Here is a 12,234-nt window from a genome sequence, read left to right on the forward strand (position 1 = left end):
CGCCCCATAAAAAAACCCGGACCAGGTCCGGGTTCTTCATTCAACGCCAGTCGATCAATGCAGGATCTGGCTGAGGAACGTCTTGGTCCGATCGTTCTGCGGGTTGTCGAAGAAGTCGTTCGGGGCCGCCTGTTCGACGATCTCGCCCTTGTCCATGAAGATCACGCGGTTGGCCACGGTACGGGCAAAGCCCATTTCGTGGGTCACGCAGAGCATGGTCATGCCGTCTTCGGCCAAGCCGATCATGGTGTCCAGAACCTCCTTCACCATTTCCGGGTCGAGGGCCGAGGTCGGCTCGTCGAACAGCATGATCTTCGGTTTCATGCACAGTGCACGGGCAATCGCCACACGCTGTTGCTGGCCGCCGGAGAGCTGCCCGGGGAACTTGTGCGCCTGGTCCGGGATACGCACGCGCTCCAGGTAGTGCATGGCGATTTCTTCCGCCTTGCGCTTGGGCATCTTGCGAACCCACATCGGCGCCAGGGTGCAGTTCTGCAGAATGGTCAGGTGCGGGAACAGGTTGAAGTGCTGGAACACCATGCCGACTTCACGGCGGATCGCCTCGATCTGCTTGAGGTCGTTGGTCAGTTCCACGCCATCGACCACGATGCGGCCCTGCTGGTGCTCTTCCAGGCGGTTGAGGCAGCGGATGGTGGTGGACTTGCCCGAGCCGGACGGACCGCAGAGCACGATACGCTCGCCCTGCCGCACGTTCAGGTTGATGTCCTTCAGTACGTGGAACTGCCCGTACCACTTGTTCACGCCCTGCATCTGAATAATGCCTTCAGGACCCACAGGCTGTTTGATCGCTTCGCTCATCACTTGACTCCTAACGCTTGTGGCCTGTGTCCAGCTTGCGCTCCAGATGCATGGAGTAGCGGGACATACCAAAACAGAAAATCCAGAACACCAGGGCGGCGAACACGTAGCCCTCGGTAGCCATGCCGAGCCATTTCGGGTCGGCGGCGGCCTGCTTGACGCTGTTGAGCAGGTCGAACAGACCGATGATGATCACCAGGCTCGTATCCTTGAACAATGCGATCAGCGTGTTGACGATGCCGGGGATCACCAGCTTCAGGGCCTGCGGCAGAATCACCAGGCCCATGGCGCGCCAGTAGCCCAGGCCCATCGCGGCCGCGGCTTCGTACTGCCCTTTCGGAATGGCCTGCAGGCCGCCACGCACCACTTCGGCGACATACGCCGACTGGAACATGATCACCCCGATCAGTGCCCGCAACAGCTTGTCGAAGTTCATGCCCTCGGGCAGGAACAACGGCAGCATCACCGAGGACATGAACAGCACGGTGATCAGCGGCACGCCGCGCCAGAACTCGATGAAGGTCACGCAGACCACACGGATCGCCGGCAGATTGGAACGTCGTCCCAGCGCCAGCAGGATGCCCAGCGGCAGGGCGCCGGCGATACCGACGGTAGCGATCACCAGAGTCAGCATCAGGCCGCCCCACTGGCTGGTCGCCACGGTTTCCAGGCCGAAGCCGCCGTGCAGCAGGATGAAGGCGACGATCGGGAACACCACCAGGAAGCACAGGCCGTAGATCGCCTTGCGCGGGAAGCGCGAGATGAACAGCGGCGCCGCACCGATGATCGCCAGCCACACCGTCGAATCGATGCGCCAGCGCAGTTCCTGCGGGTAGTAGCCGTACATGAACTGGCCAAAACGCTGCTGGATGAACACCCAGCAGGCACCGCTCTTGGTGCAGTCGGCACGGGTGGTGCCGACCCAGTTGGCATCCAGGATCGCCCAATGCAGGATCGGCGGCACCACCAGATAGATCAGATAGAAGGCGAACAGGGTCAGCAGCGTGTTGATCCAGCTGGAGAACATGTTGGCCCGAATCCATGCGACCACGCCGATGCTGCTGCTCGGTGGGGGCATGTCAGGTTTGAAGGTATGGGAACTCATGGGCCTTTCCTCACCGCTCGATCAGCGCGATGCGCTTGTTGTACCAGTTCATCAGCAGGGAAATGCTGATACTGATCGCCAGGTACACGCTCATGGTGATGGCAATGACTTCGATGGCCTGCCCGGTCTGGTTGAGCACCGTACCGGCAAACAGCGAAACCATTTCCGGATAACCGATACCGGCCGCCAGGGACGAGTTCTTCGCCAGGTTCAGGTATTGGCTGGTCAGCGGTGGAATGATCACGCGCAGGGCCTGGGGGATGATCACCTTGCGCAGGGTCGGACCGTTGCGCAGCCCCAGGGAGCGCGCCGCCTCGGTCTGGCCATGGCTGACCGAACGGATACCCGAACGGACGATTTCGGCGATGAACGCCGCGGTGTACACCGTCAGGGCCAGGGTCAGCGCCAGCAGTTCAGGGATCAATACCCAGCCGCCAACGAAGTTGAAGCCTTGCAGCTTGGGCATTTCCCAGTGCACCGGCGCGCCGAAGACCAGCGTGCAGAGCAGCGGGATAACGATGAACAACCCCAGCCCGGCCCAGAACTTGTGGAACGGCTCGCCGGTTTCTTCAAAGCGCCGGTTGGCCCAGCGGGTCATGAAGACGATCGCGACGATGGCCAGTACCAGGCTGACCACGAACGGCCAGAAGCCTGGCGCGGCGATGGCCGCCGGCATGTTCAGGCCCCGGCTGCTGACGAAGAACGTATCGGCGATGTTATGGCTGTTGCGCGGCCCCGGCATGGTCAGGAACACCGCGAAGTACCAGAACAGGATCTGCAGCAATGGCGGGATGTTGCGGAACACCTCGACATAGATGGTCGCCAGCTTGTTGATGATCCAGTTCGACGACAGCCGCGCGACGCCGATGATGAAGCCCAGGATCGTCGCCAGGATCACACCGATAAAGGTCACCAGCAGGGTGTTGAGCAGACCGATGACGAATACACGCGCATAGCTGTCGGATTCGGTGTAGTCGATCAGGTGCTGAGCGATACCGAAACCGGCACTGCGCTCGAGGAAACCGAAGCCCGAGGTGATGCCCCGGTGTTGCAGGTTGGTCTGGGTGTTGTGGAACAGGTACCAGCCCAAGGCGATCACCGCGACAACCGTGATGATCTGGAATAACCACGCACGCACTCGCGGATCGCTGAGGCTGAGCCTCTGCTTTGGTGCGCCGACTTGATTTTGCATGAAGTGCCCCAGAAAAAACGGAACAGGGAAGATCGCCCGGCGGTTGGCCCGCCGGGCGACAGATCAATCAGCGCACAGGAGGTGCGTATTGAATACCGCCGTTGTTCCACAGGGCGTTCAGGCCACGATCGATTTCCAGCGGAGTGCTCTTGCCGAGGTTCTTCTCGAAGATCTCGCCGTAGTTACCGACCTGCTTGACGATCTGCACAACCCAGTCCTTGCGCAGCTTGAGGTCCTTGCCATATTCACCGTCGGCGCCCAGCAGGCGGGCTACGTCAGGGTTCTTGGTCGACTTGGCTTCAGCCTCGACGTTTTTCGAGGTGATACCGGCTTCCTCGGAGTTGAGCAGCGCGTAGCCGACCCAGCGCACGATGGCCAGCCACTCGTCGTCGCCGTTACGCACGACCGGGCCCAGAGGCTCCTTGGAAATGGTTTCCGGCAGAACCACGTAGTCCTTCGGCGAAGCCAGCTTGCTGCGCTGGGCGAACAGTTGGGACTTGTCCGAAGTCAGTACGTCGCAACGACCGGATTCCAGCGACTTGGCGCTTTCGTCGGAGGTGTCAAAGGTGATCGGGGTGTACTTCAGGCCATTGGCACGGAAGTAGTCGGACACGTTCAGTTCGGTGGTGGTACCGGCTTGAATGCAGATGGTCGCGCCATCCAGTTCCTTGGCACTCTTCACGCCCAGCTTGTTGTTGGCCAGGAAGCCCACGCCGTCGTAGTAGGTGATGAAGCCGGGGAATTTCAGGCCCATGCCCGCGTCACGGGAACTGGTCATGGTGGTGTTACGCGAAAGGATGTCGATCTCGCCGGACTGCAGGGCGGTGAAACGCTCCTTGGCATTCAACTGGCTGAACTTGACCTTGGTCGCATCGCCGAACACGGCAGCGGCAACGGCGCGGCAGACGTCGGCGTCGATACCGATGATCTTGCCGCTGGCGTCAGGTACCGAGAAACCTGGCAGACCATCACTCACACCGCACTGGATAAAACCCTTCTTCTGAACGGCATCGAGGGTGGCACCCGCTTGTGCAAAACCGCTGACACCCAGGACGACAGCAGCAGTCACGACTGCCAGGGTGGATTTCAACATCTTCATTCAAACCTCCAGTTGCTCTTGTTGTGTCGGAGCTAGAGCCTTGTCGCACCCTTATGAGGCGTTAGTTGACCCGGGTTGGCTTATTTTTGGGTCAGCGACAAAGACTTTGAGCCATGAGTCTAGTTGGGGGACATCCCCGGGGTGCACTCATTGCCCGCCAATCGGCCGAACGGCTTGCGCCCTGTGTTCGCGGAGCCTTCCCGGCCGGTGGCGAACATCAATCCGAATCCGTTAGCCGGATTCGTGCTATCCCACTGCTGACGCTAGCCTGTTAGTGTTACCGCCAGCGGGGGAAAGCACACACTCGAATCTCCCATAGCAAAGCCCGTACCACAGTGATGGGTAAAGCGATTCAGCCAGAGGTCAACAAGAAAACTTTCAAAGTTGCGACATCTTCTTAACAGATACGCCAGCTGTGCACTGCAATCACGCACCCAATCGGAGCGCACGCACATTAATGGAGCAAATGGAGCAGATATGACCGATCCCCTGATCATCCACCCGGCCAAACCCGCCGATGCCTGTGTCATCTGGCTTCACGGCCTGGGCGCCGATCGCTACGACTTCCTGCCCGTGGCCGAGGCCCTGCAGGAGCGCCTGCCGAGCACCCGGTTCGTGCTACCCCAGGCTCCAACCCGCGCCGTCACGATCAACGGCGGCTACGCCATGCCCAGCTGGTATGACATCCTGGCCATGAGCCCGGCGCGCTCCATCAGCCACGAAGAGCTCGAGGCCTCGGCAGACAGCGTGATCGCACTGATCGAGGCCCAGCGGGCCGAAGGTATCGACCCGACGCGAATCTTCCTCGCCGGCTTCTCCCAGGGCGGCGCGGTGGTGCTGCACACCGCTTTCCTGAGGTGGCAGGGCGCCCTCGGTGGCGTGCTGGCCCTGTCGACCTACGCCCCGACCTTCAGTGACGAATTGCAGCTTTCGGCCAGCCAGCAACGGATTCCGGTGTATTGCCTGCATGGCCATTACGACGAAGTGGTGCAGAACGCCATGGGTCGCACCGCCTACGAGCACCTGAAGCGCAATGATGTCACCGCGACATGGCAGGAATACCCAATGGGCCACGAAGTGTTACCGGAGGAAATCAACGACATCGGCACCTGGCTGGCCGCTCGTTTGCGCTGATCGCCGTAACGCACTACGCCGCGCCCGATTCTTGCATTACACTGGCCGGCGTACATTCCTTAACCAATTGATGAGACGACCGTGCTCAAAGCACTCAAAAAAATATTCGGTAAAGGCGAGACTGAGCAGCTCGCACCAGGTACCGGCACTCCGACTCCCCCACCAGAAAGCCGCCTGACCGGCCAGTCGTCGGAACGTGCCGAGCCCGCGGCCAAACCGAAAGCCCAGCCGACCGCCGCCCCACAGCCCTCCGGCCAGCCCAGCGCCGGGAAGCCCAAGGCCGCCCAGCCACGCCGCGAGCGGGCGCCGAAGCCAAAACCGGCACCGTGGAAGCTGGAGGACTTCGTCGTCGAACCCCAGGAAGGCAAGACCCGCTTCCACGACTTCAGGCTGGCACCGGAACTGATGCACGCCATCCACGACCTGGGCTTCCCCTACTGCACGCCTATCCAGGCGCAGGTGCTGGGCTACACCCTGGCCGGCAAGGATGCGATCGGCCGCGCCCAGACCGGCACCGGCAAGACCGCCGCCTTCCTGATCTCGACCATCACCCAGTTGCTGCAGACACCACCTCCGGCCGAGCGCTACATGGGCGAGCCGCGGGCACTGATCATCGCGCCGACCCGTGAACTGGTGGTGCAGATCGCCAAGGACGCCGCCGACCTGACCAAGTACACCGGCCTGAACGTCATGCAGTTCGTCGGCGGCATGGATTTCGACAAGCAGCTCAAGCAGCTCGAAGCCCGTCATTGCGACATTCTCGTCGCCACCCCGGGCCGCCTGCTGGACTTCAACCAGCGCGGCGAGGTGCACCTGGACATGGTCGAGGTGATGGTGCTGGACGAAGCCGACCGCATGCTCGACATGGGCTTCATCCCGCAGGTTCGCCAGATCATTCGCCAGACCCCGCCGAAAAGCGAACGCCAGACCCTGCTGTTCTCCGCGACCTTCACCGACGACGTGATGAACCTTGCCCGGCAATGGACCACCGACCCGGCGATCGTCGAGATCGAATCGCAGAACGTCGCCAACCAGAACGTCGAGCAGCACATCTATGCGGTGGCCTCGGCCGACAAGTACAAGCTGCTGTACAACCTGGTCAACGACAACGGCTGGGAACGGGTGATGGTCTTCGCCAACCGCAAGGACGAGGTGCGGCGTATCGAGGAACGCCTGGTGCGTGACGGCGTGAACGCCGCCCAACTGTCCGGCGACGTGCCGCAGCACAAGCGCATCAAGACCCTGGAAGGTTTCCGCGAAGGCAAGATCCGCGTACTGGTGGCCACCGATGTCGCCGGGCGCGGGATCCATATCGACGGCATCAGCCACGTGATCAACTTCACCCTGCCGGAAGTGCCGGATGACTATGTACACCGTATCGGGCGTACCGGTCGTGCCGGGGCCGATGGCGTGTCCATCAGCTTCGCCGGCGAGGACGACTCCTACCAGTTGCCGTCGATCGAGGAACTGCTGGGGCGCAAGATCAGTTGCGAGATGCCGCCGACGCACTTGCTGCGACCGGTGGTGCGTCAGCGTCCTTGACGCACACCCCAAGCGCCACGCAAGAACGCCGCCTGTTCGCAGTCGGCGTTTTTTTTCGCCTGCGGATTGCTGAATTGAACTAAAAGTCCATAATAGACAAAACAGTTCAATAAAATCCAAGGGAACCCCACGCATGCCCAGCCCCACCCCTTACGTGATTGCACAGCCGCAGGCGCATCAGTTACTGCAGCAACTCGACGTACCGCAGATCATGCGCAGACTGTTCCGTGATCTCGCAGCCGCAAAGGCGGTGCAACCGGCCCAGCAACAGGTCGGTTTTCCACAAGGGGACGGTGATTTCATCAACTACCTGGGAGTGCTGGCCGAGGAGCGTGTCTACGGCATCAAGACCTCGCCCTATATCGTGCGCGAGCAGGGTCCGCTGGTCACCGCCTGGACCCTGCTGATGTCCATGGACAGCGGCCAGCCGCTGTTGCTTTGCGACGCCGGCGAGCTGACGACTGCCCGTACCGCGGCGACCACCGCAGTGGCCGTGGACGCCCTGGCTGCGCCGAGCGCCAGCCGCCTGGCGATCGTCGGCAGTGGCCCGGTGGCCCAGGCACACCTGCGTTATGCCAGGAACCTGCGTGAATGGCGGAGCATACGCTTGTATTCGCCCAACCTCGGTGCCGAAACCCGCGGGCGCCTGTTGGAGATCGAACCCCACCTGGAACTCGTCGCGCACCTCGACGCAGCCCTGGAGGAGGCCGATGTGATCATGCTTTGCACCTCCTCCGCGACCCCGGTCATTGATCCGCGCACACTGGGCAAACCGGCCCTGATCACCTCCATCAGCACCAATGCGCCGCGCGCCCATGAAATCCCGCCGCAAGCCCTGGAAGCGATGGAGGTCTACTGCGACTACCGCAAGACCACCCCGGACTCGGCGGGAGAGATGCTGATTGCCAGTTGCAAGCACGACTGGGAGGCCGACAGCATTCGTGGCGACCTGGCCGAATTGCTGAGTGGACAGGTCCCGCGCCCGGAGTACGCACGGCATGTCTTTTTCCGCTCCATCGGCCTGGGCCTGGAAGATATCGCGCTGGCCAATGCGCTCTATCATCTGCACAACGCCCGCTGATCGCACCTTGTCCCCCGCACTGTGGGGCGGGCCTGCCCGGGAAGAACGATAACGCGGCCCGCCGCAAAGACTGCCCAGCCCTTTTTCGGCAGGCCCGCCCCCCCAACCTCACCTTTCAGGAGACCTTGAATGAGCCAGGCAGATTTCATCATCATCGGCGGCGGCATTGCCGGCGCGTCCACCGGTTTCTGGCTCGCCGCACACGGCCGGGTCATCGTGCTCGAGCGCGAGTCGCATCCGGCCTACCATTCCACCGGCCGTTCGGCTGCCCTTTACAGTGCCGCCTACGGCACCGCACAGGTCCGCGCGCTCACCCTCGCCAGCCGGGACTTTTTCGATCATCCACCCGCCGGCTTCGCCGAACACTCGCTGCTCACCGCCCGTGGCGAGATGACAGTAGACTTCAACGGCGACCCGGACGAACTGCAGTCGCAGTACCTGAGCGCCAAGGCCAGCGTCCCCGAGGTACAGAAGCTCAGCGCCGACGAGGCCTGCGCACGCCTGCCGATCCTGCGCCGGGACAAGGTCCACGGCGCCTTCTATGACCCCAGCGCCAGCGATATCGACACCGATGCCCTGCACCAGGGCTACCTGCGCGGCATCCGTCGCCAAGGCGGGGAAATCCACACCGACTGCGAAGTCCTCGGCCTGGAGCGCGATGCCGACGGCCGCTGGCAAGTTCTGACCAACGGACAGACCTTCAGCGCCCCGGTGATCATCAACGCTGCCGGTGCCTGGGCCGATCATATCGGTCATCTGGCCGGTGCCGCCGCGCTGGGCCTGCAGCCCAAGCGCCGGACCGCGTTTATCTTCGCACCGCCCGAAGGCCTGGAAACCCATCACTGGCCCATGCTGGTGAGCCTGGACGAATCGTTCTACATGAAACCGGATGCCGGCATGTTCCTGGGCTCGCCGGCCAACGCCGACCCGGTCGAACCCCACGACGTACAACCCGAGGAACTGGACATTGCCATGGGCATCTACCAGATCGAGGAAGCCACCACCCTGAGCATCCGCCGCCCGACCCGCACCTGGGCCGGCCTGCGCAGTTTTGTCAGCGACGGTAACCTGGTGGCCGGTTTCGACCCTTCGGTCACAGGTCTGTTCTGGGTGGCGGCGCAGGGCGGTTACGGCATCCAGACCTCTCCCGCCATGGGCCAGGCCAGCGCTGCCCTGGTGCGTGGCCAGGCCTTGCCGGCCCACCTCGAACATTTCGGCCTGACCGCCGCGATGCTCTCGCCTGCCCGCCTGGGATGACGACCGCCGGCGATTACGGCACACTGCCAGCGCCCTTACCGGGGCGCTGACGCCGCCTGGAGAAGACCATGACACCCCGACAGGATCCCGCCCTGGATAATTTCCGAGCCATTGCCGACGCCATTGCCACGCTGTTCTTTCCCCATGCGGAAGTGGTGCTGCACGACCTGCGCACACAAAAGGTCGACTACATCGCCAACAATATCTCCAAACGCGAGATTGGCGACGATGCAGCCCTGGAGGACATGCTTGACGGGCAAGTCAGCGAGCGCAATATCGGCCCCTATGAGAAGCTCAACTGGGATGGCCAGAAGATTCGCAGTGTCAGCACCGTCCTGCGTGACAGCCAGGGCACTCCGCTGGCGGTGCTGTGCATCAATCTGAATATTTCCCTGTTTGAAAGCGTCAAGGCTGCGCTGGACCTGTTCCTCTCCTCCAGCAAGCTGGTGCCGCAACCGGATGCACTGTTTCGTGATGACTGGCAGGAACGGATCAACACTTTCCTGCACAACTGGCTGCGCCAGCGGCAACTGGGGCTCAACCTGCTGACCCGCGACCACAAGCGCGAGCTGGTGCTGGCCCTCCATGCCGAGGGCGCGTTCAAGGGCAAGAGCGCGGCCAACTATGTGGCGAACGTGCTGAACATGGGCCGGGCGACCGTTTACAAGCACCTGAAGGAATTGAAGGCAGAGGTCTGAAGCAGCCGGAGCTATCAGACAGCCCCCCATTGTGGCGAGCGGGCTCCGGCACTCAGTCGCCGTAGATATCCGACTTGAAGTACTTCCCTTCGATCTTCTGGTATTCGCCACTGGCACGGATACCGTCGATGGCCTTGTTCAACTGACCCAGCAACTCGCTGTTGCCCTTGCGCACGGCGATCCCCGCGCCTTCGCCGACATATTTCGGGTCCTTCAGTTCAGGCCCTGCAAAGGCATAGCCCGCGCCCCGCGGCATCGCCAGGAAATCGCTCAACGGAATGGTGTCGGCGAAGATGCCATCCAGACGCCCGGACGCCAGGTCCATATAGATCTCTTCGTTGTTGCCATAGCGCACCACCTTGATACCCCGCGGTTCCAGGACCTCGGTGGCGTAGCGGTCAGTGGTGGTCGCACGCTGTACGCCAATGGTCTTGCCCTTGAGGCTGGTGTACTGATCATCCACCACCGCACCCTGCTTCATCACCAGCCGCGAGGAGGTGAAGTAGTACTTGTGGGTGAAATCCACCGACTTCTTGCGCTCGTCGGTAATGGTCATCGACGACAGCGCCGCATCGATCTTCTTGACCTTGAGCGACGGAATCAGCCCGTCGAACTCGCCCTCGACCCATTCGCACTTGACCTGCATCTGCGCGCACAAGGCATTGCCGATGTCGTAGTCGAAGCCGCCGATCCTGCCTTCGGCGGTCTTGAACGCAAACGGCGGATAGGCCGCCTCGATGCCGATGCGCAAGGTCTTCTCGGCGGCGAACGGGCTGGCGCTGGTGAGCAGGCTCAGGGTAACGGCACAGATCCGGGTGAACTTCTTCATGCTGGGGCTCCCGCTGGTTATTGGAGGTGTTGTGACACGGCAGTAGACAGAAGAAAACAACTTGATTTTGTACTTATAAATCCATACTGGACTTATATGTACAATCCGTCAACGAGCAAATGCAGCCGGCCCGAGGTGGCCGTGAAGGGAGATTTACCGTGATTTCACCGCGGTCTTCGCGGGGATGCGGCAACCGACACGCCCCAGTTCCAGCAGGCCTTTGGCGTACACAGAGCGGGTGAACGACGACTGACTGCAGGAGCCGGACCTGCCCGCAAAGAGGCCCTCAAGCAGACCGCTACTTCCAGCGTTGCGCCGCCGCCTGGTCGCTGGCCCGCCCCTCGACCCAACGCGGCCCCTCGGCGGTATTTTCCTTCTTCCAGAACGGCGCCCGGGTCTTGAGATAGTCCATGACGAAGTTGCAGGCGTCGAACGCCGCCTGGCGGTGGGCACTGGCCACACCGACGAACACGATCGGCTCCCCCGGCTCCAGCGCCCCGATCCGATGCAGAACCTCCAGCCGCAGCAGCGGCCAGCGCTGTTCGGCCTCGCTGATGATCTTGCCCAGCGCCTTCTCGGTCATACCCGGATAATGTTCGAGAAACATCCCGGCCACTTCGCGCCCGTCATTGAAGTCACGCACATAGCCGACAAAGCTGACCACCGCGCCGATACCCACATTCGCCGCGTGCAACGCATTGACTTCGGCGCCCGGATCGAAGGCTCCGGCCTGGATACGAACCGCCATCTCAGCCTCCGGTCACGGTAGGAAAGAACGCCACCTCGTCCCCGTCGACCAGCGGCTCGCCCACCCCGCACAGTTCCTGGTTACGCGCGCACATCAGGCCCTGCTCGGCCAGCACCTGCCAGTTGCCACCGCGCTGCAGCAGGTGGTCGCGCAAGTGCCCGAGCGTGGCGAACTCGCCCTCGACCTGTTCGGCATCCACCCCGAGTACTTCCCGGTAGCGGGCAAAGAACTGCACATCGAGCTTCATGACGCATCCGCCTGATAGTGACCGCTCTTGCCGCCGAGCTTCTCCAGCAGGCGCACGTTCTCGATGGTCATGCCACGGTCGACCGCCTTGCACATGTCATAGATCGTCAACGCCGCGACACTGGCCGCCGTCAGCGCCTCCATCTCCACCCCTGTCTGGCCGGACAGCTTGCAGCGCGCCACGATGCGCACGGCATCCTCGCCCTCGGCGCTCAGCTCGACCTTGACGCTGGTGAGCATCAGCGGGTGGCAGAGCGGAATCAGTTCGGAAGTCTTCTTCGCCGCCTGGATCCCGGCGATACGCGCCACGGCGAACACGTCACCCTTGGGGTGACCGCCACTGACGATCATTTGCAGGGTTTGCGGCAACATGCGCACCCGCGCTTCGGCCAGCGCCTCGCGAAAGGTCACGGCCTTGTCGGTGACGTCGACCATATTGGCGCGACCTTGGGAATCGAGATGAGTCAGCACGGCGATACTCCTG

General features: G+C 62.3%; 13 protein-coding genes. 5 read left to right on the forward strand and 8 right to left on the reverse strand.

Annotated features, from left to right (window positions below; translation table 11 throughout):
- Positions 1–54 precede the first annotated feature (54 nt).
- The 4 genes from ACMGT0_RS26360 to ACMGT0_RS26375 form a co-directional block, all read right to left on the reverse strand.
- Positions 55–819 carry an amino acid ABC transporter ATP-binding protein gene (locus ACMGT0_RS26360; protein ID WP_054057836.1) on the reverse strand — a complete coding sequence of 255 codons (765 nt, stop codon included), beginning with the start codon at positions 817–819 and terminating at the stop codon, positions 55–57.
- Between the two features lie 10 nt (positions 820–829).
- Positions 830–1,924, reverse strand: a complete 1,095-nt coding sequence (locus ACMGT0_RS26365; protein ID WP_054057835.1) for an amino acid ABC transporter permease — start codon at positions 1,922–1,924, stop codon at positions 830–832.
- A 10-nt stretch (positions 1,925–1,934) separates the two neighbouring features.
- Entirely contained in the window at positions 1,935–3,116 is a 1,182-nt protein-coding gene (locus tag ACMGT0_RS26370; RefSeq protein ID WP_054057834.1) for an amino acid ABC transporter permease, read from the reverse strand.
- 67 nt (positions 3,117–3,183) lie between these two features.
- Positions 3,184–4,215, reverse strand: a complete 1,032-nt coding sequence (locus ACMGT0_RS26375) for an amino acid ABC transporter substrate-binding protein (RefSeq protein ID WP_054061703.1) — start codon at positions 4,213–4,215, stop codon at positions 3,184–3,186.
- A 477-nt stretch (positions 4,216–4,692) separates the two neighbouring features.
- On the opposite strand from ACMGT0_RS26375, the gene ACMGT0_RS26380 reads away from it, so the two are divergent.
- The 5 genes from ACMGT0_RS26380 (at position 4,693) to ACMGT0_RS26400 (ending at position 9,927) form a co-directional block, all read left to right on the forward strand.
- The gene (locus ACMGT0_RS26380) at positions 4,693–5,349 is read left to right on the forward strand and encodes an alpha/beta hydrolase (RefSeq protein WP_054057833.1); all 657 of its coding nucleotides are present in this window, start codon (positions 4,693–4,695) and stop codon (positions 5,347–5,349) included.
- Positions 5,350–5,430: 81 nt separating this feature from the next.
- Positions 5,431–6,891 (forward strand): ATP-dependent RNA helicase RhlB, encoded by a 1,461-nt coding sequence (gene rhlB / locus ACMGT0_RS26385; protein WP_054057832.1) that lies wholly within the window; start codon positions 5,431–5,433, stop codon positions 6,889–6,891.
- A gap of 133 nt (positions 6,892–7,024) precedes the next feature.
- Positions 7,025–7,972 carry an ornithine cyclodeaminase family protein gene (locus ACMGT0_RS26390; RefSeq protein WP_054061704.1) on the forward strand — a complete coding sequence of 316 codons (948 nt, stop codon included), beginning with the start codon at positions 7,025–7,027 and terminating at the stop codon, positions 7,970–7,972.
- Between the two features lie 129 nt (positions 7,973–8,101).
- Positions 8,102–9,229 (forward strand): NAD(P)/FAD-dependent oxidoreductase, encoded by a 1,128-nt coding sequence (locus tag ACMGT0_RS26395; RefSeq protein ID WP_416770447.1) that lies wholly within the window; start codon positions 8,102–8,104, stop codon positions 9,227–9,229.
- A gap of 68 nt (positions 9,230–9,297) precedes the next feature.
- Positions 9,298–9,927: a helix-turn-helix transcriptional regulator gene (locus ACMGT0_RS26400; RefSeq protein ID WP_054061706.1), complete on the forward strand. Its 630-nt coding sequence runs from the start codon at positions 9,298–9,300 to the stop codon at positions 9,925–9,927.
- Positions 9,928–9,979: 52 nt separating this feature from the next.
- Here ACMGT0_RS26400 and ACMGT0_RS26405 read toward each other — a convergent pair whose 3' ends face one another.
- From ACMGT0_RS26405 to moaC, 4 genes are all read right to left on the reverse strand, one after another.
- Positions 9,980–10,756 carry an ABC transporter substrate-binding protein gene (locus ACMGT0_RS26405; protein ID WP_054057828.1) on the reverse strand — a complete coding sequence of 259 codons (777 nt, stop codon included), beginning with the start codon at positions 10,754–10,756 and terminating at the stop codon, positions 9,980–9,982.
- Between the two features lie 298 nt (positions 10,757–11,054).
- On the reverse strand, positions 11,055–11,504 hold the full coding sequence (gene moaE / locus ACMGT0_RS26410; RefSeq protein WP_054057827.1) for a molybdopterin synthase catalytic subunit MoaE: 450 nt from the start codon (positions 11,502–11,504) through the stop codon (positions 11,055–11,057).
- Position 11,505: 1 nt separating this feature from the next.
- The gene (locus ACMGT0_RS26415) at positions 11,506–11,751 is read right to left on the reverse strand and encodes a MoaD/ThiS family protein (protein ID WP_054061707.1); all 246 of its coding nucleotides are present in this window, start codon (positions 11,749–11,751) and stop codon (positions 11,506–11,508) included.
- The gene (gene moaC / locus ACMGT0_RS26420; protein ID WP_054057825.1) at positions 11,748–12,221 is read right to left on the reverse strand and encodes a cyclic pyranopterin monophosphate synthase MoaC; all 474 of its coding nucleotides are present in this window, start codon (positions 12,219–12,221) and stop codon (positions 11,748–11,750) included. The genes ACMGT0_RS26415 and moaC overlap by 4 nt, the downstream gene beginning before the upstream one ends.
- Positions 12,222–12,234: the final 13 nt, after the last annotated feature.

The organism is Pseudomonas sp. RHF3.3-3, from assembly GCF_048069595.1.
Lineage (GTDB): Bacteria > Pseudomonadota > Gammaproteobacteria > Pseudomonadales > Pseudomonadaceae > Aquipseudomonas > Aquipseudomonas fuscovaginae_B.

What these genes read in the sequence shown, in the direction of transcription:
- ACMGT0_RS26405 (WP_054057828.1), bottom strand. Translation starts at nt 10,756, where the DNA reads ATGAAGAAGTTCACCCGGATCTGTGCCGTTACCCTGAGCCTGCTCACC.
- ACMGT0_RS26400 (WP_054061706.1), top strand. Translation starts at nt 9,298, where the DNA reads ATGACACCCCGACAGGATCCCGCCCTGGATAATTTCCGAGCCATTGCC.
- ACMGT0_RS26360 (WP_054057836.1), bottom strand. Translation starts at nt 819, where the DNA reads ATGAGCGAAGCGATCAAACAGCCTGTGGGTCCTGAAGGCATTATTCAG.
- moaE (WP_054057827.1), bottom strand. Translation starts at nt 11,504, where the DNA reads ATGGCGGTTCGTATCCAGGCCGGAGCCTTCGATCCGGGCGCCGAAGTC.
- ACMGT0_RS26415 (WP_054061707.1), bottom strand. Translation starts at nt 11,751, where the DNA reads ATGAAGCTCGATGTGCAGTTCTTTGCCCGCTACCGGGAAGTACTCGGG.
- ACMGT0_RS26365 (WP_054057835.1), bottom strand. Translation starts at nt 1,924, where the DNA reads ATGAGTTCCCATACCTTCAAACCTGACATGCCCCCACCGAGCAGCAGC.
- ACMGT0_RS26390 (WP_054061704.1), top strand. Translation starts at nt 7,025, where the DNA reads ATGCCCAGCCCCACCCCTTACGTGATTGCACAGCCGCAGGCGCATCAG.
- ACMGT0_RS26370 (WP_054057834.1), bottom strand. Translation starts at nt 3,116, where the DNA reads ATGCAAAATCAAGTCGGCGCACCAAAGCAGAGGCTCAGCCTCAGCGAT.
- ACMGT0_RS26375 (WP_054061703.1), bottom strand. Translation starts at nt 4,215, where the DNA reads ATGAAGATGTTGAAATCCACCCTGGCAGTCGTGACTGCTGCTGTCGTC.
- ACMGT0_RS26395 (WP_416770447.1), top strand. Translation starts at nt 8,102, where the DNA reads ATGAGCCAGGCAGATTTCATCATCATCGGCGGCGGCATTGCCGGCGCG.
- ACMGT0_RS26380 (WP_054057833.1), top strand. Translation starts at nt 4,693, where the DNA reads ATGACCGATCCCCTGATCATCCACCCGGCCAAACCCGCCGATGCCTGT.